This is a genomic window from Neobacillus sp. DHD-1R, assembly GCF_057747995.1.
Window position 1 is genome coordinate 2,885,979 of record NZ_CM173232.1, and the last position, 24,199, is coordinate 2,910,177.

General features: G+C 38.6%; 23 protein-coding genes and 1 pseudogene. 3 read left to right on the top strand and 21 right to left on the bottom strand.

Annotation, left to right across the window (positions count from 1 at the left end; translation table 11 throughout):
• Positions 1-74: 74 nt before the first annotated feature.
• From AC3ANL_RS13970 to AC3ANL_RS14015, 10 genes are all read right to left on the bottom strand, one after another.
• Positions 75-1,178, bottom strand: a complete 1,104-nt coding sequence (locus tag AC3ANL_RS13970; protein ID WP_488325046.1) for an FAD-dependent oxidoreductase — start codon at positions 1,176-1,178, stop codon at positions 75-77.
• Between the two features lie 192 nt (positions 1,179-1,370).
• Positions 1,371-2,903: a M29 family metallopeptidase gene (locus AC3ANL_RS13975; protein WP_488325047.1), complete on the bottom strand. Its 1,533-nt coding sequence runs from the start codon at positions 2,901-2,903 to the stop codon at positions 1,371-1,373.
• A gap of 231 nt (positions 2,904-3,134) precedes the next feature.
• Entirely contained in the window at positions 3,135-3,302 is a 168-nt protein-coding gene (locus AC3ANL_RS13980) for a hypothetical protein (RefSeq protein ID WP_488325048.1), read from the bottom strand.
• 471 nt (positions 3,303-3,773) lie between these two features.
• Positions 3,774-4,253: an OsmC-related (seleno)protein gene (locus AC3ANL_RS13985; protein WP_488325049.1), complete on the bottom strand. Its 480-nt coding sequence runs from the start codon at positions 4,251-4,253 to the stop codon at positions 3,774-3,776.
• Positions 4,254-4,614: 361 nt separating this feature from the next.
• Positions 4,615-4,800, bottom strand: coding sequence for a hypothetical protein (locus tag AC3ANL_RS13990; RefSeq protein ID WP_488325050.1), 186 nt, complete (start codon positions 4,798-4,800; stop codon positions 4,615-4,617).
• 30 nt (positions 4,801-4,830) lie between these two features.
• On the bottom strand, positions 4,831-5,073 hold the full coding sequence (locus tag AC3ANL_RS13995; RefSeq protein WP_488325051.1) for a hypothetical protein: 243 nt from the start codon (positions 5,071-5,073) through the stop codon (positions 4,831-4,833).
• Between the two features lie 98 nt (positions 5,074-5,171).
• Positions 5,172-6,518, bottom strand: a complete 1,347-nt coding sequence (locus AC3ANL_RS14000; RefSeq protein WP_488325052.1) for an MFS transporter — start codon at positions 6,516-6,518, stop codon at positions 5,172-5,174.
• A 59-nt stretch (positions 6,519-6,577) separates the two neighbouring features.
• On the bottom strand, positions 6,578-7,078 hold the full coding sequence (locus tag AC3ANL_RS14005) for a flavin reductase family protein (protein WP_488325053.1): 501 nt from the start codon (positions 7,076-7,078) through the stop codon (positions 6,578-6,580).
• Positions 7,079-7,137: 59 nt separating this feature from the next.
• Positions 7,138-7,356 (bottom strand): hypothetical protein, encoded by a 219-nt coding sequence (locus AC3ANL_RS14010; protein ID WP_488325054.1) that lies wholly within the window; start codon positions 7,354-7,356, stop codon positions 7,138-7,140.
• Positions 7,357-7,592: 236 nt separating this feature from the next.
• The gene (locus AC3ANL_RS14015) at positions 7,593-8,852 is read right to left on the bottom strand and encodes an LLM class flavin-dependent oxidoreductase (protein WP_488325055.1); all 1,260 of its coding nucleotides are present in this window, start codon (positions 8,850-8,852) and stop codon (positions 7,593-7,595) included.
• 366 nt (positions 8,853-9,218) lie between these two features.
• Between AC3ANL_RS14015 and AC3ANL_RS14020 the strand changes: the two genes are divergently transcribed.
• On the top strand, positions 9,219-10,145 hold the full coding sequence (locus tag AC3ANL_RS14020) for a LysR family transcriptional regulator (protein WP_488325056.1): 927 nt from the start codon (positions 9,219-9,221) through the stop codon (positions 10,143-10,145).
• Between the two features lie 142 nt (positions 10,146-10,287).
• Here the strand turns inward: AC3ANL_RS14020 and AC3ANL_RS14025 are convergent, their stop codons facing one another.
• The 4 genes from AC3ANL_RS14025 to AC3ANL_RS14040 all read right to left on the bottom strand — a co-directional run bounded on the left by AC3ANL_RS14025 (position 10,288) and on the right by AC3ANL_RS14040 (position 14,708).
• The gene (locus tag AC3ANL_RS14025) at positions 10,288-11,820 is read right to left on the bottom strand and encodes a hypothetical protein (protein ID WP_488325057.1); all 1,533 of its coding nucleotides are present in this window, start codon (positions 11,818-11,820) and stop codon (positions 10,288-10,290) included.
• A gap of 116 nt (positions 11,821-11,936) precedes the next feature.
• Positions 11,937-12,809 carry an ABC transporter permease gene (locus AC3ANL_RS14030; RefSeq protein ID WP_488325058.1) on the bottom strand — a complete coding sequence of 291 codons (873 nt, stop codon included), beginning with the start codon at positions 12,807-12,809 and terminating at the stop codon, positions 11,937-11,939.
• A 15-nt stretch (positions 12,810-12,824) separates the two neighbouring features.
• Complete coding sequence (locus tag AC3ANL_RS14035) at positions 12,825-13,616, bottom strand: ABC transporter ATP-binding protein (protein WP_488325059.1); 792 nt, start codon at positions 13,614-13,616, stop codon at positions 12,825-12,827.
• A 33-nt stretch (positions 13,617-13,649) separates the two neighbouring features.
• Positions 13,650-14,708 (bottom strand): ABC transporter substrate-binding protein, encoded by a 1,059-nt coding sequence (locus tag AC3ANL_RS14040; RefSeq protein ID WP_488325060.1) that lies wholly within the window; start codon positions 14,706-14,708, stop codon positions 13,650-13,652.
• Between the two features lie 253 nt (positions 14,709-14,961).
• Here AC3ANL_RS14040 and AC3ANL_RS14045 point away from each other — a divergent pair, with 253 nt between their 5' ends.
• Positions 14,962-15,888, top strand: coding sequence for a LysR family transcriptional regulator (locus AC3ANL_RS14045; protein ID WP_488325061.1), 927 nt, complete (start codon positions 14,962-14,964; stop codon positions 15,886-15,888).
• Between the two features lie 412 nt (positions 15,889-16,300).
• On the opposite strand, the gene AC3ANL_RS14050 is transcribed toward AC3ANL_RS14045, so the two are convergent.
• Entirely contained in the window at positions 16,301-16,507 is a 207-nt protein-coding gene (locus AC3ANL_RS14050) for a hypothetical protein (protein ID WP_488325062.1), read from the bottom strand.
• Between the two features lie 93 nt (positions 16,508-16,600).
• Between AC3ANL_RS14050 and AC3ANL_RS14055 the strand changes: the two are divergent.
• Positions 16,601-16,843: pseudogene (locus AC3ANL_RS14055) on the top strand (DUF47 domain-containing protein); the annotation flags it as partial.
• A 122-nt stretch (positions 16,844-16,965) separates the two neighbouring features.
• Here the strand turns inward: AC3ANL_RS14055 and AC3ANL_RS14060 are convergent.
• The 6 genes from AC3ANL_RS14060 to AC3ANL_RS14085 all read right to left on the bottom strand — a co-directional run bounded on the left by AC3ANL_RS14060 (position 16,966) and on the right by AC3ANL_RS14085 (position 23,907).
• Positions 16,966-18,297 (bottom strand): amidohydrolase, encoded by a 1,332-nt coding sequence (locus AC3ANL_RS14060; protein WP_488325063.1) that lies wholly within the window; start codon positions 18,295-18,297, stop codon positions 16,966-16,968.
• Positions 18,294-20,006, bottom strand: coding sequence for an adenine deaminase C-terminal domain-containing protein (locus tag AC3ANL_RS14065; RefSeq protein WP_488325064.1), 1,713 nt, complete (start codon positions 20,004-20,006; stop codon positions 18,294-18,296). Before AC3ANL_RS14065 ends, AC3ANL_RS14060 begins: the two co-directional genes overlap by 4 nt.
• An 84-nt stretch (positions 20,007-20,090) precedes the next feature.
• On the bottom strand, positions 20,091-21,158 hold the full coding sequence (locus AC3ANL_RS14070; protein ID WP_488325065.1) for an ABC transporter substrate-binding protein: 1,068 nt from the start codon (positions 21,156-21,158) through the stop codon (positions 20,091-20,093).
• A 57-nt stretch (positions 21,159-21,215) separates the two neighbouring features.
• A complete protein-coding gene (locus AC3ANL_RS14075; protein WP_488325066.1) occupies positions 21,216-22,256 on the bottom strand; it encodes an ABC transporter ATP-binding protein in 1,041 nt (346 codons plus the stop codon).
• Positions 22,257-22,298: 42 nt separating this feature from the next.
• A complete protein-coding gene (locus tag AC3ANL_RS14080; protein WP_488325067.1) occupies positions 22,299-23,078 on the bottom strand; it encodes an ABC transporter permease in 780 nt (259 codons plus the stop codon).
• Positions 23,071-23,907 (bottom strand): ABC transporter permease, encoded by an 837-nt coding sequence (locus AC3ANL_RS14085; RefSeq protein ID WP_488325068.1) that lies wholly within the window; start codon positions 23,905-23,907, stop codon positions 23,071-23,073. Before AC3ANL_RS14085 ends, AC3ANL_RS14080 begins: the two co-directional genes overlap by 8 nt.
• Positions 23,908-24,199: the final 292 nt, after the last annotated feature.

The window sequence follows — 24,199 nt, forward strand, 5'->3', positions numbered from 1 at the left end:
TTAGTGGACCTTGGCAGCTTTTATAAAAGCCGCCCGGTAAAAAGCTTCCACTTTTCCTATTCAGATGCTCAGTCTCATGCTTTTTCTAAGTTGTCTTTTTCCAGGAATGCAGGTTCAGCATCTTCTTGTGTTGGTGCCATTCGAGATAATTTTTGATAGCGATCTGTTACTGGTTTTCTGCGTGACTGATAGTTTTGTAACGCTTCTGCAATGGATTCAGCTTCACGTAAAGCTTCAGCCAAAACGCCTGCATCTTGTATAGCACTATTTGCACCTTGACCTGTATGATGTTGCATGGCATGCGCAGCATCGCCAAGCAGTGTTATACAATTTGAATGCCAACAGTCTATTGAATCTATATCATAAATGGAGCGGCAAGTGTACTCTTCAACACTTTCTGCCGTCTTCTGGATATTAGCATCAAAGTTTAGTAAGTGTTTTAAAATGTCTTTTTTCTCTACTATTGGTCTCCAAGCTGGATCTGGGGATTGTAAAGTAACATCAAAGGAAACTTGATTTCTATGGTGTAACGGTAAAACATATATTTGAGTACTACCATCCACGAAAACTTTAAATGAGTTATCAGGAACTAATTCAAATGCCTCTTTATTATCGACAACAGCTCGATAGGCATGAGTTCCAGAATAAATAGGCTTTGTATCACTAAATAACTGTGAACGGATAGTAGAACGAATACCATCTGCTCCAATCACTAAATCCGCTTCAATCGAATGTCCGTTTTCAAAATGAATTTCAGCATGATTTCCATGATCGATAATCGACTCTAACCTGTGACTTAAATGAATAGAGTCGGGTGGTAATTGATTCAAAAAAGTCTCGATTAAGTCGGCTCGATGAATTAATCTTGCCCATGTTTCATCAGGGTTGTCAGTTAGAAGCGGCCATCTTTCATTCACTAAGACATGCCCATTAGCTAATACCACTTGCATAAAGTCACTTTTCAAACTTTTTCGCTTCAGTTCTTCAAAAATTCCCCAATTTTTGAAGAAGTGCACGGATGGCGGACGCATACCAACACCTGCTCCAACCTCTTTTATCACTGGTGCTTGCTCATATAGTTCTGCACGTATGCCTTCACGTCGTAAAGCTACCGCAGCTGCAGCACCACCAATCCCGCCTCCAATAATGGCAACTCTTAATTCAGATTTTGCTTTCACTCATTTTCCCCCTCATTTTTTGTGATAGTTCCTCACCTTAGAATTGTTTTAGGCGAAGATTAAGTTAAAAAGAGATTTATCGTATAGCACATGGAGTCTATTACTAAAGACCTGTAACCAATAGGTAAAATGGGGTAGCTGCTTATTGAAGCTACCCGATAAAAACCTTCTTATTTAATAATTGAATCTTATTTAAACGTGATGCCCTCCGCATGAGCATGAATCATGCGTATTTGGCACCTTCCATAACGGATTATTACAATACTTTGGATCTGCTCCGACCATACTCATAAACATAGGATGATAGTTTTCACAAATATTTAATTCCGCAAGCACCCATTTTTCAGGATCATCCGCATAATGTTTCCAGTAGTCTCCTGTCATGTTCAGACCAGGTACGGCAGGAATCCATGACTCGGCTAATAATAGATCTGGATCTCCAAATTTGGCAGCAATTTTACGAATCTCTGGATCATCCAATGCCAGCAAATGCCCATCCTGGATAATGGTTTCCGTTCCTCCGCCAATCATTTCACATGTGACAGTTGGAAAATACAGATGGACATGCCAATGACCAACAGGCAATCCCATTTTGGCTGCCTCTCGCTCAGCTGCGCTTGAAATGATCGTTCCAAAACCGATATGAATCACCCCACTGCGCATCCGCTCATACAGGCAGTTTAACCAGCCAGTGAGAAAGCCTTTTCTTGGACGGTGAATATGCGGGTTCGTCCCAATGGAAGCCTCCCACCACCGGAAAAGTCCTTTATCTGGAAAACCAGGATATTGCAGGTGATCTGTTTCCACTTTTAATTTACGGAGTTTATCTCCAAATTCTCCACCCTCATGGATTTCCGTTATTTTCCCATTATCTACCTTCATCCCAATCCAAGGAACAGGTCCGATATGGTTGGTTGTCCCTGCAATATAACCCGTTGCATCTTCTTTTGGTAGATACAACCATGGTCGGCCTAATACGTGTCCTGGCAGGTTTGTTCTTCCAAATTCTTCATTACCAGCCCAAAATTTAGCTACCAAATCCGGATTTAAAAATTCTCGTTTTGCATCCCAATACTCATCATGATTGGTATAGCTTAAATCCGTTCCCTCTGGATCTTTAATGTGAATCCTGCGGGCATTGCGGATTCGATCCCATGTCCATTTATCTAATGCTTCGATTATTTCATATGGAATCGTATGAGCCGGGCTGGCAGTAAGTTCAGGTGTAATAAATGGCATCCGTTGAATCTTTACGTTTGCAGCTCGTAAAACCGGACCTCCATATCCCCATAGAATCTTGTCGTATTTATCATCCTTCTCTAATTGCTCCCATTCATCCATCCATTCAGCCAGCTCTTTCGTACGAGCTAAATAATATTCAACTTCGTTATGTCCCTTCCATTTAACAATTGGGCCTTTATCAACGTACTTCACTTCATATTTTGTATTGTATTTTTCAAGTATGCGCTTACAGGCATCAATCACCATTGGATCATGCCAGTTATCGACGCGTAGGAGCACTCGTTCACCAGGCTTGAGGTCCCACCCTGCATGTAAGCCATGATTATAAGGTCGTTTTGCTACTGCATCTAAATAAGGGATCAATTCCTCTGCACTTTTTATATCTACCATTGGCGGGCATCGTGGTGTTTGTTTTTTGATTAACGGCGGACTTTGAAAGTTTGGTTTTTTTGGTAAAGTAATAGTTTCCTCTTTATTAGTCATGTTTTTTGCTCCTTTTAAACAAATAAGAATATCTAATTGACTTAATATTATTTAAATTATGACAATTTGTAAAATATCTATTTTATTCATGATTTATATTTTTTTAATATAAATCTTTATTGTCAGAGTCGATGATTTAGAAATCGTGTCACTTTACGTTAATCCAATCTTGTTAAATTCTATTAAAGATGAATTGAATCGGGTATTGTAGAAATAGAAAGTGTACGGTAACTAAGTATGTTTCTTTAAGACTCGCAGCTTTTTACTAACAATTGAATTTAAAGTTTTTTCTTTTCTCTTAGGTGTTTTATAGTATTGATTGAAATCATTTATAATTTGGTTTGCACTAGCCCCAGGATGCTTCTCTAAAAAATCAATGACACACTTTTCGATACTCATTTTTCTGTCACCTCATTGTGTGTTTTTGTGAATTATGGGGAGATTTGCCTTAAGTACCTAGCAGACCTAATTGAATAGGAGTGGGTGTTGAAATGCGGGGGATTTATAGTATTTTTCATCAAAAGAAATAGAATAAAAACCCCTCGCTTGAAAAGTGAGGGATTGAACTGCCTTACTTTCCCCAGAATGTCACTTTTAATGTAATCGCTTCCTTTTTTTCGATAAAACAGTGATGTAATCTCTAAATTGGGTAATATTATATTATAATATTGTTTTATGGAGGGACGATCTATTCTATTAGATATTCGACAATTAAAATACTTCATTATGATAATAGAGGAATATGTCAGAGAGTTTGAAAACTTCAAGATAATAAAATCTTCAGGATAAAATCCCTTATCCCGATTTTGGGATAAGGGGCTATTTGACGCTTACAGATTCACCGTGAAGGATTACATGTAGCCGGCCCTGTTAAATGCTTACTACATCTCCATTTAAATAGTTTCTTACTTCAATTTTTACTGGATTAGCTAAAGTACTTTCTAGAAAACAAGCATTATGTGCCGTTTTTATCAATTTTTTTACTGCTTCATTGGAAGCATTCGATTCAATCAATAAATCAATTTGAAAGCCTTCACAATTCCCCTTGATATTTCCCTTTAATGCCGATCCTTCTACCTTAAATACACTTCGAATGTTAACCTTTGCATCATTCACTGGAATCTTTAACATTGATGCGTACCTAGTCACTTGTGTCAATAAACAAAATGCTACTGCACTAGTAAAAATGGAAAGCGGAGGCGCCGCTGTACCATCTCCGCCAACATCCTTATCTTCGTCACAATAGATAGTAAATGTATCTTCTTCGGGCTGAGTAATCTTTGCGAAAGCTTTTTTCTTTAAATTTTCTAAGGAATGAGCTTCTACTTCAATGATAATATCCTTTGGCATTGTAAAACCTCCCTCTAAAATGAATAGAATAGAAAAAAGATTGTTTTTGTTACCGATTAGTTAGTCCTCGACCTTGCATGGCTTTCTCTAACATTTGATGGTCCAGTGTCCTCATCATAAGATGATTTGGTTTAAGGCTCATACAATAAACCTATCATTATCATCGAAAACGAAGCCAAAGTGACACATGCAGTTAGGATGGATATGTTTTTAATCCGCCTTCCATCAGCTTTATTTCCCATTGTTAGGATTTTCGTTGGAGTGTGTACTATTACCTAATGCGCAGATTATCAAGGTCGAATTTATATTTCCATATAATGAGTAAGTGGAATAAATCCTTCACAAAAAAAGATAAATGTTCCTAGTTCAACGATTTCTTCATACGAAACTCTTCAAGAAGTTCCTGGAATAACTTATCCTCGTCTTCGTTGTCTTCATAATCCTGCAAGAGAAAATCACTGAAACAAAGAGCTAATAAATCCTTTTTTGTAAAAATCTCCGGGTCACGATCCATTATTTTACTAATTTTTTCTTCAGTTACATCCATCTGCTTGGCCCAAGCAGAACGCTCTCCACTTCAGAATGGGCAGCCATAATGAAATACGATTCGTAGACGAACATATTCTTTTAGCGTGTGTTCAACGATACCTTCGAAAAATGCTGTATTCCATAGATGACCAACTTTTGTCGTAACTTCCGGGGAATGTGACATGAAATAATATAGTGTTTGTTTAGGTGGGCCCCGTTCCTTTGATAATTTTAAAAGATGCTGCAATTCTTTTGACAAATCCTCTTCTTTCACAATTGGTAATCTAGCCATTAAATCCACCTCCATCATTATTTTAGGGGTGTCGGCTTCAAGTATGTGATGCCGACAGTACTTCTAATGCCATTTTGTTAACGCTTGCGTTTTTGGAATTAACGAGGTTCTTGCATAGTTAGAATTTTCGCAGGATTGTGTACTAAAGTAAGTTTTAAAGGGACAAATGAAAATGCGATGGCCGCTATGATACCTGGTATGGCAAACGAAATAAAATTCATATGGACAGGCAGACTAAGTGATACTAAGATCCCTCCGTATGTTGGTCCTATGATTGCACCTATTCTTCCAACAGCAGAAGCGAAACCTATGCCTGTAGCTCGTATAAAAGGCGGATAATATTGTGATACGAAGGAGTAACCGATGCTTTGAGACCCTATCGTGCACGCACCTGTGATACCAACTAGGATAGATAGAATGACCATGTTAGTTTTGAAACCAAGAAGAGTCAGGCAAATGGCCGAAATGACAAACATGGGAATGAGCACTTTTTTAGTACCCCGTTTATCTGCAAGATTTCCTAGAATTAATGTACCTATAATTGCACCTACATTTAAAATAACTAAAAAGCTTAAACTAGAACCCAGGGCATAGCCGGCATTTACCATCATATTAGGTAGCCAAATAGTTAACCCATTAATCATCAGCAAACACATAAAAAAAGCAATCCAAATCATACAAGTAGCTAATGCCCGTTTGTTTTTAAACAATTCTACAACAGGTAAACCAGGGTCTTTTTCTTCAATTATGGAATCAAATTCCGTATTTGGAGGAAATGAAACTTGAGTATTCATTTTTGAAAGGATTTGTTTTAGCTCATCTTTCCGACCTTTTACCAAAAGGCTCGCGGGTGAATCATGAAAATGTTTTATCATAACCGGAATAAACAAAAGTGGAATCGCTGCTACCCAGTAAACACTTTCCCAACCCATTGTCGGTAAAAGGTAGATAGCTAAAAAAGCTGCTAACATACCACCTATAGGAAAGCAGCAAAGGGCGATCGATATCATGATGTTTCGCTTTGTCTTAGGTGCATAATCTGTCAATAAGGCAAGCGCATTTGGCATAACACCACCAATCCCTAATCCGCCAATAAATCGAAAAATGGAGAAACTTGTTGGGTTAGGAGCAAATGCGCATAAAAACATAAAGATGCTAAAGAGTACTACACTTGCAAGGAGAACTTTTTTCCTTCCGTAACGGTCCGCTAAAATTCCAAACAATATGGCACCAATCATCATTCCAAAAAATCCGTAACTGCCAATAGCTCCAGCCTCGATAGGTGTTAAGGACCATTCCTTGATAAGTACAGGTAAGACCGAGCCGTATACGACTAGATCATAACTATCAAACAAAATAATAAAACAGCTCCAAAATAATAATCCAAGGTGAAAACGATTAAATTTACTTTCATTAACAACGTCAACAATATTTATTTTAGTCATGATAAATCCCCCAGTCGTTTATAGTAGATTCATGCTTGAATTTTCATTTTTCCTTTTTATTATGCTTGAGAATAAAACTCCGCTGGGATGGGTCCAAATTTTCTTCGATGATATAGCATAGGCTCTTTTTTATCGATTTGGATATCTATCACTTCGCCAATTAAAATGGTATGATCTCCGGCTTCTACCGTCCTAAATGTTTTACACTCAAGGACAGCAAACGCTCCATCAATAATTGGTAATTGATGTTCAGAAAAATTCCATTTGACGGTGCTAAATCTATCTACATTTTTACTTGCGAAAGTCATGCAAAGCTCTTGTTGATCACCAGCGAGAATATGAACGGCAAATTTCCCCTCTTCTATAAACGTCTTAATGGTTGATACTTTATGGTCAATCGACCAAAGAACCATAAGTGGATTTAACGATACTGATGCAAAGGAGTTAACTGTTAATCCCACTGGTTTACCATCGATATCTGTTGCAGTTACGATCGTAACCCCAGTCGGATAATTGCCCATTGCCTCTTTAAATAATCGTTGATTTTCTTCTTTTGTCATGATTACCACTCCTTATCAATTAGCTTCTATAGAGATCTTTTTTCTTAAGATAAAGACAATCAATTTATTTTTTGATTTAGCAAATACCATGAATTGGACTTATTATAGATTTTGTTATGCTTCTTTAAAACTCGAAGCTTCTTACTAACAATTGAATGGAAAGTTTCCTCTTTTTCCTGATGGTTTTTAAAGTAGCAATAGCAATCGTTTATAATTTGTTTTGCACTAGCCCCAGGATGCTTCGCTAAAAAATCAAGGACAAGTTTTTCAATATTCATTTTTTGTGTCTCCTCCATGCGTTTTTGTGAATTTAAGGGAACCTAGGGTTATAAACCCTCTAGTTCAGCGAACGGAGTAAAAGTAAAATTCTCATCCAATTCAGCTGCTTTTAAAACAATAAAAACCCCTCGCCTGAAAAAAAGTGAGGGGTTGAACTGACATAACTTCCCCAGAATATCACTTATGGTGTAACCGCTTTCTTTTTTAGGGAAACAGTGATGTATTTTCTAGGTTATTAATTTGAAACTATAATATTGTTTTCCCATGCTTCGGCCGTGATTTTGTCCAACTCCGGCTTGATGTACGTCATAAACTTTTCAAGATACTCAATGACCTGCTCCTTCGGCTGCTGTGCATAATGGCAGACAATCATGCAGTACTCAGCTGGAAAGGCCTTCCACTGTTCAACAAATTGCTGCTTGACATCCTCCAGTGTACCGATGCAATACAACCCGGTCTTGAGCGTGAAGTCGATCCACTCCTCGTCGGTTCCGTTGTGGTAGAAGTTTTCAAGATCTTTGCCCTGAGTTGTCCCTGTTGGCAGTAGTAACGTAAGTGCCTTGAAGACGTCCAAGTCATACTTGACCATGCGCTGACGTGCATCGGCCATCGATTCACCAATTTCCAGCCATCGTACGAGGGCCTGCTTTTCCCCATAGCCTACTGAATGGCCGGCAGCCCGGGCTTCCTCAGTGTAGATTTTACCATTCTCGGCTGCCCGTTCCAGCCTGGAAAAATGAGTAGGTACAAACCCCTTGCGGGCGCAGTACTCGATGGTCTCCCTGCTGGCGCTGCTTGCAGTAAAGACCGGTGGATGTGGCTTCTGATACGGCGAAGGAACCACGCTAACACTTTTTACCTTTCCGTTTTCAATCTCTCCAGGTGCCCCCAGTTTTTCCGTAACGGGCGACATCGGCCAGTCTACGCCCTCTTCGGTAGGGGGAACCTGCCACACCTTGCCCTGGTGCGTGACGCTATCCTGCGTCCACGCTTTCTGCAGCAGTTCGACCCCTTCCTCGAACATAACGCGGTTTGCTTCATCATCGGCACTCTTGTCGGAAAGAGTGGCCTTGGCCCCAAGGTGTTGCCCGATGATATCAGTCCATCTCGATTGGTATCCACGGGCGACACCAACAAAGTAACGCCCTCTTGCTAGATGGTCAATGATAGCGGTTTCTTCTGCCACTTTTAGCGGGTTCTGGGTCGGCATCACATACCCGAGCGCACCAACCCGAAGGTTCTTGGTAATGGAAGCCCAGTGGGCATTCAGAATACCAGGATTCGGCCCCACCTCGTAGCCCTCTGACCAGAAGTGGTGCTCAATAGTAGCAACCCCCCAGAGTCCGAGCTCATCAGCGGCCTTGACAATATCGTCCATCTCATGCAAGACCTCGTGATAAAGCGCTGAGTTCCGGCCAAGCGGGCGAAGACGTTCACGTTCAGCCTCATTTTCTGCGGGAAGAACTGGGTACATTTGCAAAATAACTTTAACCATTACGAATTACCTCCTAAATAAATTTTTGACCCATTCGAGTCACGTTAGCACATGCTCAATGGATGGCTTGATTTAATATTAAGAAAATTAATAATATTTGTAAAATACTTATATTTTTCACTATTTATATCTTCTTTATATAAATAACCCTTCTACTCGATCCAAACAATCACAATTTGGAAGGATCACTACCAACTCTACGTTATCAACCCTTGGATCTTGGGAATAAGTATGATTACCATTTTATAAATGTTTGATTATTTTTAATATTTAATTATTAAATTGTCTCCTATGTAAAAAATATATATAATCAGGTTACAGATACCTTATAAAATATAATCTGATATGGAAGGGCGATCTATTATATTGGATATTCGACACTTAAACTATTTCATTACGATAGTAGAAGAAGGAAAAATCTCTCAAGCGGCGAAACGCTTGAATATGTCCCAACCGCCATTAAGCAATCTGCTGAAGCAGTTAGAAATTGAATTAGGTGTTACGTTATTTGAAAGACATACGCGAAAACTAATCATGACAGAGGAAGGGTTACTCTTTTATAAACGTTCTAAAGAAATTATCGAGTTACTAACTGGTTCCATTGAAGAAGTAAAAGAACTTTCAGAGGGGATGAAAGGAACATTATCTATAGGCGCAATTTCCTCACTTGGTGCCCAGCTTTTGCCGGAGAGAATACGTGATTTTCAAATCCATTATCCAGATGTTCAATTCCAAGTATGGGAAGGAGATACCAATCGGATTATGGAGTTATTAGAAAATCGCATAATAGAATTGGGGATCGTTAGATTACCGATTGATAACAGGATTTTCAATATGATTCATTTACCTGATGAACCTATTGTTGTTGCGATGAGTAAAAAATGGAATAGTGACAGCAATAGACCTTCGATTATGCTATCCGAACTTGAGGATAAGCCATTGATGATACTTCGAAGAAAGATAGGCACTTCGATGTATAACCAAGATATGTATACAGGAGACGCTGTTAAGACAGCATTCTTAAACGTAGGGTTCGAACCTAAAATCATTTGTGAAAGCAGTGATATTATGACGCTATTAACATGGGCTCATCATGACATTGGGGTTGCCTTGGTCCCAAAATCTGCAATGAACCTTATCCCAAACACTCAGCTTATTTTTAAAGAAATTATTCGTCCTTCTATCATTGCGAGACCGTCAGCATTGATATGGTTGAAGGGAAGATATCTTTCCTCTATATCAAGAAAATTTATGGAATACTTCCCGATAGAAGATCCACTGATTAAAAGTTAATTTTAACTTAAGTTAAATCAAAGGGGTCTGACCCCACAATTGACAATCTAGTATAGCACTACTAGATTGCGAGTTATTTGTGGTGTCAGACCCCTTATAAGACAAATTGGATAAAAAGTTGCCTTCTTTATTATTGATTTTTTTAAATGTGATGCCCACCGCATGAACATGAGTCACTAATGTTTGGCACCTTCCAGAGCGGATTATTACAATATTTTGGATCAGCTCCTACCATACTCATAAACATCGGATGATAGTTTTCACAGATATTTAATTCCGAAAGCACCCATTTTTCAGGATCTTCCGCATAATGTTTCCAGTAGTCTCCAGTCATGTTTAGACCAGGAACTGCCGGAATCCAAGATTCAGATAATAAAAGATCTGGGTCTCCATATTTTGCGGCAATTTTACGAATGTCTGGATCATCCAATGCCATTAGATGTCCATCCTTAATAAGGGTTTCCGTTCCTCCGCCGATCATTTCACATGTCATAGTTGGAAAATACAGATGAACATGCCAGTGACCAACAGGCAATCCCATACTTGCAGCCTGACGCTCTGCAGAACTTGAAATAACCGTTCCAAATCCTATATGAATAACCCCACTGCGCATACGCTCATAAAGACAATTTAACCACCCATTAAGGAAGCCTTTCCTTGGACGGTGAATATGAGGGTTTGTACCAACGGAAGCCTCCCACCACCGGAAAAGCCCTTTATCTGGGAAACCAGGATACTGTAAATGGTCCGTTTCGGCTTTTAATTTACGGAGTTTTTCTCCAAATTCTCCACCCTCATGGATTTCGCTTATTTTCCCATTATCAACCTTCAACCCAATCCAAGGAACAGGCCCAATATGATTTGAAGTACCTGCGATATAACCTGTTGCGTCTTCTTTCGGTAGATACATCCATGGGCGACCTAATATGTGGCCTGGCAAATATGTTTTTCCAAATTCTTCATTTCCTTTATAAAATATATTCACCAAATCCGGGTTATAAAACTCTCGCTTTGAATCCCAATATTCATCATGATTAGTATAGCTTAAATCCGTTCCTTCTGGATCTGTAATATGAACCCTGCGGGAATTACGAATTCGATCCCATGTCCATTTATCAAGTGCTTCAATAATTTCATAAGGAATCGTGTGAGCTGGAGTGGCTGTGAGTTCAGGTGTAATAAATGGCATCCGTTGAATCTTTATGTTTGCAGCTCTTAATACGGGACCACCATATCCCATTAGAATCTTATCGTAGTTACCATCCTTCTCCATTTGCTCCCATTCATCCATCCACTCAGCTAACTCTTTCGTACGAGCTAAATAATATTCAACTTCGTCATGGCCCTTCCATTTAATAATTGGCCCCTTATCCACATACTTGATTTCATATTTTGTATTGTACTTTTCGAGTATGAGCTTACAAGCATCAATGACCAGTGGATCATGCCAATTATCGACGCGAAGAAGGACCCGTTCACCTGGCTGCAGGTCCCAACCTGCATGTAAGCCATGATTATAAGGTCGTTTTGCAACTGCATCTAAATATGGGATCAATTCTTCAGCACTTTTAATATCAACCATTGGCGGGCAGCGTGGTGTTTGTTTTTTGATTAACGGTGGACTTGTAAAGGTTGGTTTTTTGGGTAAAGTAGTGCTTTTTTCTGTCTGAGTCATGAGTTTTCTCCTTTTTCAACAAATTTGTATATACCAATAATTTAATATTATTAAGATTCGGATTATTTGTAAAATATATATTTCATTACTTATTTATATCTTTTTCATATAATTTATTATTCAATTCGATGCTTCATCAAACGTGATTCGATCCATTTAACCGAACTTGTGATTAAGATCCCCATAATCACTATGACAATGATGCCTACAAAAACACGGTCAACATTAAAATTGGCTGATGACTGTGCCACAAAATAACCAATTCCCCCGGTAGAAACGAACATTTCAGCCGCAATAACCCCAACAAGGGATTGCCCAATTCCCACACGGAGTCCCGAGACAATTTGTGGTAAGGATCCAGGCAGCGCAATCGTGATAAAGGTTTGAATTGCGGAGGCTCCAAAACACTTTGATACCCGTGTTAAATTGGGATCCAAATTTCGAACGCCTGACATTGTATTAAGAATAATCGGAAATACTCCGGCAAGAAATACAATTAAAACCTTACTTGAAAATCCTACCCCTACCCATAGAGTGATTAATGGTAATAATACAATCCTGGGTGTACCAAGCATGGCTGTCAAAAATGGATCGAACGCTTTTCCCAATGGTCGATACCAGCCCGTAATTAAACCAACCAAAATTCCCGTAATCGCGGCCAAGCCAAATCCAACAGAGAAATTACCGAGTGTAAAAAGAATATTTTCAGTTAGCAAGCCACTCTGAATTAACTCATACCCAACGGTTACGATTTTTGACGGAGCACTCATAAATATCGGGTTTATGACCCCTGCTTGATAAAGTGTCTCCCAAATCGCCAGGACAAGAATAACCGTAATGGCCCCAAGATATTTGAAGAAAAAGTTTTCCAACGTTTTCTGTTTCTTTTTACGCGTTTTCATTTCAGCCACTGCCAAGCTTGTTTTGGCACTATTAGTCTGATTGGGATTAAAGGCTTTCTCTTCTTTAACCTTTACGCTATTCAACATCGTTTCGCCTCCTCGTTAAACTGTTTCTTTTTCTTTCTCTTTTTCTTTTACAATGAGTTCCCATATATGTTTTTCATATTCCATAAATTCACGACTTCTTTTAAGCTCTAGTGGTCGAGGGCGTGGGAGGTCGATCTTCACCTCTTCACAAATTCTCCCTGGTCTTGCAGTCATAACTATCACTTTATCCGCTAAGTAAACAGACTCGGCTATATCATGGGTAACAAAAATAATCGTTTGATTTGTTGCCTCCCAAATACGTAAAAGTTCCAACTGCATAAATTCTCTAGTCTGAGCATCTAATGCTCCAAATGGTTCATCTAAAAGCATCAGACTAGGTTCGATGGCTAGAGCTCTGGCAACATTCACTCTTTGCTGCATCCCGCCCGATAACTGATTGGGATAATGATCTGCAAACGCCTCTAAACCTACTAACTTTAATAACTCTCTGCCTTTAGAAATACGATCTTGTTTTGGAACACCAGCTAATTCTAATCCATAAATGACATTTTCAAGAGCTGTCCGCCAAGGAAATAGAGAGGCTTGTTGAAATACGACTCCACGATCCCTCCCTGCTCCTTTAATCGGCTTCCCATTTAAATAAATAGCTCCGCCGCTAATATCCTGAAAGCCAGCAATAGCACCTAGCATTGTTGACTTTCCACAGCCGCTTGGGCCGACGATGCAGACAAATTCCTTTTCATTGACTGTCATATTAAAATCCTTTACGGCAATAACCTCATCACCATTTTTAAGTGGATAACTAATCGAAACATTATCTGATAGCAGCTTAGCTTTTACAGTCATCTGTTAGCCTCCTCGTTTGGTATTAGTGGAGATTTATTTTTTATATAAGCTATCAATAAAACCAGACTCATCTAATTTCTTAACGATACTCATATCTACAATATCTGCTGGTTTCATTTTTCTAACTTCTTCATTGTTTGAGTTATCTAAGAAAAATTGGGCCGATTTGTCTGATACATACGGTTTTTGCGGTATTGTATCAACATTGACATCATATGTTTTTTCAGCTAGCTTCGGATCGTCGATGCCGGTCCATTTTGATATAATTTTAATCGTTTCTTCCTTATTTTTCGTAATGAATGCATTCGCCTCAATTAAAGAAGCAACAAGGATTTCTGCTAACTCAGGATTCTTGTTATAAAAGTCCTTCTTCATCCCAATCCCCGAACTCAGCACCTCTTTTTGCTTGAAATCGTATATTTGCGGATAACCCATATCATCCATTTTAAAAGAGGTTGGAGGAGCGACAACATAGAACTCTGCGTCACCTTTAATAAACGCACCAGTCCGGTCACCTTCGCCAGTCATATAAATAAGCTTTGTATCCTGTTTAGGAGTTAAGCCATTGTCTTTAATAAAGGATTGTGTCAAATAATCATATAGTGAACCTTCTGCACCAGTAATAATGGTTTTCCCTTTTAATGCTTTTGCAAGATCTTTTTTATCGGTTCCCTTTTGTCCGTAAACGTACATAGCATTTCGGTCGGCTACTGCAGAAATGATTACGGAGTCAATTCCTGCTGCTTTCGATTTCCCTACTGGATCAATACCAGTTAAACCCACTTCAATTGCCCCGCTGTTTAAAGTTTCTTGAACTTTTGGTGTACTAGCGATATAAATTAGTTCGGCATCGACGCCATATTTTTCAAAAATCCCCGTATCCTTAGCTACCCATAAAGGAAGCATCGATGCGCCTTGAGTTGGATAACCAAACTTAATATGAACAGGCTTACTCAGTGGTTTTGGTGCACTTACTGCTTGAGAAGCTGGTGTTGATTTTGCTGGCTTGCTTGCGGTTTCATCCGATCCGCATCCCGCTAAAAACATACTAAAAGTAAATAGCAAGGTTAATAGATATTTCATTTTTTTCATTACAGCACCTCTTTTAAAAGTTTTTTGAGATAAGAAACCGTTTACAAAAAAATGGATAAAGGCTTAAAAGTTTACTTTTTTAGAATCGATCGTCTTGATTTACCCCCTTTTTCAAGTTTAATATAGTAATAACTTAACATAGTCCGAAAATTCTGCAAAATATTTATTTTATTGCCTATTTATATGTAAAATATATAAATAATCCTTTACAATAGGGCTTATAAAATAAATTACAGCTGAAAGGGTGTCAATATTGGATATTCGTCACTTAAAATATTTCATTACGATTGTAGAAGAAGGGACAATCTCACAAGCGGCCAAGCGTTTGAATATGGCCCAACCCCCTTTAAGTCAGCAGTTAAAGCAATTAGAAGATGAATTAGGTGTTACTCTATTTGAAAGGCATACACGAAAGCTAATCATAACGGAAGAAGGAATGTTCCTTTATAAACGTGCGAAAGAAATTATTGAATTTGTAACAGGAACAGTAGAAGAGGTAAAAGAACTTACTGAGGGTACAAAAGGCACATTATCAATTGGGACAATTGCTGCACTTGGAGCCCAACTGCTGCCTGAGAAAATACGTGATTTTCAATTGCACTATCCTGATGTTAAATTTCAGTTATGGGAAGGAGATCCCAATCGGATTATGGAGTTACTAGAAAATCGCCATATTGAATTGGGGATTGTTCGATTACCCATTGATAACAGCATATTTGATATGATTCATTTACCTGATGAACCGATTGTTGCTGTCATGAGCCATAAATGGAATTTTGAACGGAATAACCCAACGATTAAGCTATCTGAACTTGAAGAAAAGCCATTGATGTTACTGCGAAGACAAAAAGGAACCTCGATGTATAACCAGGCTATGTATACAGTAGACGTTGTAAAGTCAGCTTGCTTAGAAACTGGATTTGAACCAAAAATTATTTGTGAAAGCAGTGATATTATGACATTATTAACATGGGCTAATCATGACATCGGAATTGCCATCGTTCCAAGATCTGCGATGAACCTGATCCCGAACACTGCACTTATTTTTAAAGAAATTGTGGATCCGCCAATTATGGCTAGGCCTTCCGCATTAATCTGGTTGAAAGGAAGGTATCTTTCTTCTATATCAAGAAAATTTATGGAATATTTCCCGATGGATCCTACCTTGATTAAAAGTTGATTTCAATATTTCAATAGTAAAAAATAATTCACAATCTACTTAAGTATACTCAACAGAATAATTCTTAAATAAAATATAATCATGCTATTAAAAAGGATGCCATTCATATTCAAGAAGGCATCCCTTTTCGTTCTTCTAATAAAATAGCTATTAGTTAAAGTTAGGCTCTTTCTTGGACTCCGGTCTCCGTTCTCGTTATCTTCCCTCCATTGCTTTTATCGCTTTTCTTCTGAATTCACATTGTTCCATGGCCTCAGCAAGCTCTCCTCTTAATTGCGTGATATCAAAATTCACTAAGGTTTTTCCTTCAACAACTTGCTGTTTGTTGTGCCAAATAATTTGGGTGCATTTCACAATGTTATGAGGATTTGCATAACAATATTTACTCAGTAATATCAGGTAGAATTTTTTATCATTCCGCCGATTGGGTTTGAGATGTTTTTTGTACTTGAGTTACGGCACTTAAAGCTGATGAAATTTCATTTGATGCCTGTTTAATGGCTTCCTGGGCAAGTGTAGGATCGGAATTTGCCTTTTCAATTGCTTTTGTTAACAATTCTTGTGTGAGTGTTACATTTGCTTTTGCTTGATTTAGTTGATTTACATCAATTTGAGTCATGAGTCTCTCTCCTTTTAATTAGAATTACTCCTATATCATCACCTTGCTGGTTATTTTTATAATTGGTAAAATTTAACTAATCATTGTTATATAGCCATAGAATTGCTATCAACAAAGAAATTGTTAAATATAAGAAAACACACCATTAATATTAAAGAATTAGAATCTAGTTGCGATCACATTTTGCGTGAATCCATCATATATTTATTTTCCGTTGAGAAAGACCCCGTCCGAATTATTCAATACAAAGAAATCTATGAAAACCTAGAAGAAATTGCAGACTCCTGCCAGACAGTGGCTAATATGTTTGAAACCATAATTATGGAGAATGTTTAGCACATGCTGTAGCAAAACCACATTTTCGCTTTAAAGAGGTTCATTTGATAACCTGACCTTTCAGCCAATAAAAAAAGGCTGCCGCAGCAGCCTAACCTTCTTGAAATCAGGTATCCATATCTCTATTTTCTTTCCATAGCTTGAAACGCTTTTCTTCTAAAGCCACATTGTTCCATGGCCTCAGCAAGCTCTACTCTTAATCGCATGATATCAAAATTCACTAAGGTTTTTCCTTCAACAACTTGCTTTCCAGCGATGAATACATCTCTTACATTGCTGGCATTTGCCGAATAAACTAAAGCAGAATATGGATCAAAAATGGGAAACATATTGACAGAATCGGTTTCGACTAGAATGAAATCAGCTTGTTTCCCTGCCTCAATTGAGCCGATTTGTTCCTGCATGCCTAAAACCTTCGCTCCACCTATGGTTGCCAACTTGACAATCTCTTCAGCTGGAAAGGCACTGCGGTCATGTAAATACGTTTTATGGAAATTGGCAAATAAGCGCATTTGGCTAAATAAATCAAGCGTATTTCCACTGCTTGGGCCATCGGTTCCTAAGCCTACAGTTACACCAGCAGCCAATAAATCCTGCACACGGGCAACCCCTTTGGCCGATTTTGTATTGGCACCAATACAATGAGCCACCTTTACATTATACTTCTTCAACAACTCAATATCATGGTCTGACAAATGAATACAGTGTGCAGCCACAAGTTTTGGACTCAAAACGCCAATCTCCTCTAAAAATTCAATCGGCGATTGCTGGTGTTCTTTCCAATATTTGTCCATTTCAAAATCCATTTCACTGACATGCATCATCCATGGCACGTCGTACTTTTTAGATAAAATAGCAGCTTGTTGGAGCGCTTCCTTCGTATTCGAATAAGGTGCATGCGGTGCTACGGATGCTTGAATTCGCTTGTTCCCTTGCCATTTCGGCATAAAACTTTCAGCGTAGTGTAAACCGCCCATTGGTTCAAGCACATCAACCGTTATGGAATCAATGACGGTTTCGGCTAAAATACCACGGCTATCCATTTCCTGTGCCGCTTCAGCTAATTGTTGTTCAAAATAATACATATCAAAGAACGTCGTCACACCGGCAAGCTGCATTTCCGCAATTGCATATTTTCCACTCGTATAGGCCAGTTGTTCATTCATACATTCATTTTCTAATGGAAATAAGAAGCGGCGTAATCGATCGGGATAGTCATCCCCTAGCGAACGGAACGGAATCATGCCAATATGTGTATGGGTATTGACCATACCCGGTAATAAAATGGCACCTTTGGCATCGATGGATTTGTCATACCTGACATCCTTCGGCAATAAATCCAACCGACCTACTTCGATAATTTTTTTGTCATCCACTACTAAATAGCCATGCCGGAATTGTTCCATTTGCGCATTCATCGTCAAAATCCAGGCATTTTTAATGAGAATTTTCAACTGTTTTCACCTTCTACTAATGGGATCATCCTTTGAGAACGCACATTCATCATCCCTTTATCCGTAATTTTGATAACAGGTGAAACTGGCAAAGATAACGTGGAGAATGACATAATTTCATTGCTGTTCCGATAACCTAAGCCAACCATCGCTTGGCGAACTTCCTTCAATTGTGCACCTAGTTCTTGGATCGGTGCATCACTAATAATGCCGCCGACAGGCAATGGGCAAATCGCTTGAATCGTTCCAGCTTGGGCAACGACATATCCACCCTGCATGTTCAATAATTGTTTTTGCGCCACTAACATATCTTCCACGCTCGTTCCCATCACCATCAAATTATGATGATCATGCGCCCAAGTGGTGGCGACAGCTCCTCTTTCAGATAATGCATTTTCAACAAAACCATAGGCGATGTTGCCTGTTTTCCCATAGCGCTCCATCACTATAATCAATGCCAACCCACTCTTTTCCCAATCCAAATATCCATCTATCACCGCAACCTCGCGTTGTACATGTTCAGTAAAGGTACCAACTTCTGAAATATGGATTACGTTGACGACGGCCTTTTCCGTTGTATTTACCTTGATCCGTAAATCCTCTATTGTTAAGGCACGACATTGTAACGACTTATAGAAATGCTCTGGAAAATCAGGTTTCACAGTAGGGTAGCGCATCTCATTTCCTCGTTCATGGACCAATTTACCATCTTTATAAACCGCGGCAATCGTCATGCTTTTAACATCATCCAGCAAGAGAAAATCAGCTTTAAAACCCGGGATAATCGCCCCTCGGTCTTGAAATCCCATTCGTCTTGCAGGCGTATAGGTAGTACAGTATATCGCTTGTTCTACAGGCATGCCAGCTGAAATCGCTAAACGAAGGTTTGCATCCAAATGTCCTTCCAGCAGATCGTCTGCCATTACATCGTCGGTAATAATAGCCATATATTCATAAAAATTATTTTCAACGATGACACGGATATTTTCCGGCGTAATCGATTTCTTTTGAAACTCTAAAAACATCCCATTAGTTATTTTCTCATAAATCGATTCAGGCGACTGGTGGGTATGATCAGCCGTTATGCCTGCATATAAAAATTTCGCCAATTCTAATCCAGAAACACGGGGAATATGACCTTCCAAGGGCATCAAGGGCTTTTCCATTTGAACCTCACGTAAAATTTGGCGAATTAATGAATCCGGTTCATTGACAATCCCATTGAAGTTCATCGCTTCTCCTAAAGCAATCACCTTCGGATGCTGCAACAGCTGCTTTACTTCTTCCACGCCAATATAGCCCCCAGTAGTTTCTAATTCTGGCGTTGTTGAAGGGACAGATGACGGAATCGCATAAAAAATGTCCATGATGCTTGGCTGGGAAAAGAACGCCTCCAGCCCTTCCATCCCAAACACATTTGCTATCTCATGAGCATCAGCTACAATGGTTGTTACTCCATGTGTTAATACAGCCTCAGAAAAAATAGAAGGTGAAGTCATCGAGCTTTCAATATGCATATGAATGTCGATTAACCCAGGAACCAAATATTGATTTTTGGCATCCACCACTTCAATCGCATCTAAATTCTCCATTTCGTCAACCGTAATATAGAAAAATTTATCTTCAACTATTGCAACATTTTTCTGGTCAAACTTCTTTGTAAAAGTATTGTAAATCTGCCCGTTGATAATCGCTAAATCTACTTTCATTTCATCAATCCCTCCATCCTCCGTACTTGTAAACAAGAAAAGGGCCAAGAAATATCCTTAGCCCCGTCCTACTTCCCATTGTTCTTATTTATTGAGAATTCTATTCCATTGATTGATCCATGCTGCTAGGTTTTTATTGACGAATGATGAATCGACTTTGTTTGTGCGTGCTGCAATGTCACCATACGTTTTATTCTTTGCCGTTTCATCGTCTAATACTACTTCTTTATTGGTTGGAGCTTCATTTAGAGACTTCGCTGTTTTTTCTTGGATGTCTTTGCTTAATCTCCAGTCGATATATTTATAAGCCAAGTCTTTATTTTTAGAGTTTTTGTTGATGTTGATGGTATTAAAGTTTGCGTAGGTTCCAGATTCTGGGACAACATAAGCTACGTCTGAATTAGCCCCTGTAATAAGTGGAACCGCAAAGTCACCCACAACAGCCGCCACAATTTCACCTGATTGGAACATGTTAGCTAAATCTGAAGATTTGCTATACGTTTTAACAACGTTTGGAGCTAAATCTGTGATGCCCTTGAAGGCTGCTTTTCCATTATCAGTTGTAATATCAACCTTCTCGTGCTCACTTGCTAAAGTAAGCATAGCTGGTCCAAAGGTTGTTGTAATGTCAGGAATGGAGATTTTTCCTTTCAAAGAAGGATCCCATAGATCATCCCATTCTTTGATTTCCTTTCCTGCTGCCTTTTTATTGTAGACAATCCCAATACTGTTCAACGTATAGGCCGGGCCAGAACCATCTGCTGATAATTCTTTTGCACTATCGATTAGGTTTTGCATGTTTGGCACTTTAGAGCTATCAATTTTTTCAAATAAACCTGCTGATACACCTTCAGCCGCATTTGATTGTGACAATTCAATAACATCAACCGTTGAATTCGGATTGCTTTTCAATTTAGTAAAACGTTCTGAGCTTGTACCAGTTTCGAGCACAATGTCAACATTGTATTTTTTTTCAAATGGTTTGAAGACATCTTGTTGCATTTTATCTTCTTCTAAACCAAAAGTGGAAATAACCAATGTTTTTGGTTCCTTTTTTGAAGTATCATTTCCACTATTACCACCGCCGCCACATGCAGCCAACATACTAGCCGTAACGAAAGTTAGACCGATTAAACCTACTTTTTTATTCATTTTATTTGCTCCTTTTCATAGATGTTTGTATTTATGTCGAATAGAATTTATGAAAAACTATACGATAATTAGTTTGTGAGCTGGAATCGATAGTGTGACTGCGTCTCCCACCTGATAGATTACATCATCAGCTTCATTTACAAGTAATGAACCAATCGATGTTTCCACCTCATATTGGTACGACTTCCCTAAAAAAGTACGCACCCTTATTGTTCCAGACAAGATATTATTCGCAGCCGATTCGGTGCTTGCTACGATATCGATGTCGTCGGGACGAATCGTTCCGATATGTTTCCCTGCAGCCCATTTCCGGGTGCTTAGAAAAATCGTTCCGTCAACGGCTTGATACTTCCCCTCTTCAACTGGTGTTAAAGTAAAGAAGTTCTCAAAACCGATAAAGCGCGCAACGAACTCCGTCTTTGGATTTTTATAAATCTCTTCGGGAGTGTCGAATTGTTCAATCACACCTTTATTCATGACCGCAACTTTATCTGAAATAGAGAAGCATTCCTCTTGATCATGCGTGACGAACACAGAGGTAATCCCTAACTGGCTTTGGATTCGTTTAATTTCAATCCGCATCGCCACGCGCAGTTTAGCATCTAAGTTACTTAATGGTTCATCCAATAATAATAATTTAGGTTCAATCACTAAGGCACGTGCTAATGCCACACGTTGTCTTTGACCGCCTGACAGCTGTTTTGGATAACGGTTACCCAGCTCTTCTAAGCCTGTAATCGCTAAAATATCGTTAACCTTTTTATCGATGTTATTCTTTTTTTCCTTGCGTAATTTTAATCCAAATGCAACATTTTCCTTGATGGTTAGATGAGGAAACAAAGCATAGCTTTGAAATACCATTCCAAATTCACGCTTATGAACAGGCACCTTTGTTAAGTTTTGATTGTCCACTTGAAACTCGCCATCATTGGGTTGAATTAAGCCTGCAATTACACGTAAAGTCGTTGTTTTCCCACAACCTGAAGGTCCTAATAAGGATACCAATTCGCCTTTTTCGATGGATAAGTTCAAATCTTTTAATATATCATTTTTGTTATCATAACTGACTCGAATGTCTTTTAATTCCACATAGGACATGATGGTTGTTCTTCCCCCTTCGCTGTTGATTCTAGCATGTTCCTATGAAATGCTTGCTAATCCTAAAGTCTTTTCAATAATAAACATCAATACAATCGTACCAAGCATTAAAATAACGGATAATGCAGAAACAGATGGATCATAGTTGTATTCAATATAATTCATTAAGTTAGTTGGTAACATGGTTACACCAGGTCCTGATAAAAACTGTGACACGGGTATATTGTTGAAAGAGTTAATGAATGCCAACATGAAGGAAGCAAAAATCCCTGAAGTAATGTTGGGTAAAACCACTTTGCTAAACGATTGTAATTTTGTGCAGCCTAGCGTCCATGAAACTTCTTCAATTGAAAAATCTAATTGCTCGATCGTTGAACCAACCACACGAATCACATAAGGTAAACAAATCAAGAAATGTCCAAGTAACAAACCCTGAAAGATAGGAAATTGAAATTTTAACACAATAAATTGATACAAGGCATACCCCACTACCAACCCCGGTACAATTGTCGGCGAAAGGAAAAAGCTTTTAATCCAATTTCGACCGAATACCTTATGACGTGCTAATGAATAAGCCGCCGGTACACCAATGATTAAAGCCAAAAGAGTTGCAATAAAGGCTACTTGCAGACTAAGAAAGAAACTGTTCATAAAGGATTCGTTGCTAAATACCTTGCTATACCATTCAAAGGTAAACCCTTCAATTGGAAATTGAATCGTAGAATTGGTTCCAAAAGAGGTAACGACAATAATGAGCAATGGAACAAATAAAAACGCAAAAACCAAACCTGCAAAAATTTTTAAGCCTATATTTCTACGCACCTGCCTCACCTCTCTTATCCATGCGCCCGGCAACCCAATTGAATAGCTTCATCACGATAATGGTTGCCACAATCATAATCAAGGCAATCACACTTGCACCCTGCCAGTTTCCTAATGCAGTCGCATTTTGATACAAGAAGGTGGCTAACATGATATTTCGGTTCCCACCTAATAATTGTGGGGTTGTGTATGCGGTCATGGTTCCAGTGAAAACTAAAATACTGCCAACCATAATACCTGGTACACTTAATGGCAAGATCACTTTCATGAAAGCAATCAAGCGATTGGCACCTAAAGTTTCGGCAGCTTCCATAATTTCCGAATCAATGTTTTCTAAAATCCCTACCAAGGTTATAACCATTAATGGAAGGAATAAATACACAGAGCCAATCACAATGGCAAATTCCGTATAAAGTAACGTCAAAGGCTTCGTAATCAAGCCTGCATTCATTAACATATTGTTAATAATGCCGTTTTGTCCTAAAAGAGTAATCCAGGCGAAACTTCGCACAACGGAGTTCGTTAACAATGGAAATAAGGTTAAGGCCATTAACAGGCTGCGCCATTTTTTCGGACTTTGGGAAATGTAGTAAGCAGTCGGAACGCCTAATAATACACAAATCAATGTCACAATTAGTGAAATTTTAATCGTCCGCCAAAAAATACCTAAATTATATTCATCCTTGAAGAACGAAATATAATTCGCTAAGGTGAACCCGCCATCAAAAAACGTTGGAAAAATGATAGAAATAAGTGGCAGCACCAAAAATAAAATCAAAAGTATCAATCCTGGAGCCAAGATGATAGTTGGGATTTTTCGTTGCGTCATATCTGGCCTCACTTTCAATAGTTAAAAAAGTATTCCTATGATAATAATTTACATCCAAGCAGATGGTTTTATCTGCTCTCTTGCATACTAGTATTATAATTTACAAGACTCACATTTACAACAAAAAACGAATATTTTTTTTTATTGTTAATAAATTGTTCGTGAAAAACGATTTTAAATTACAAATTAGTAGGTGGATGTATGTGTTTTCAAGTTTTTTACATATAGTCGAAAATAACAAAAAATTAAGTATCATTTCTCTGTTTTCTTCAAAATCGATTCGAATAAACAT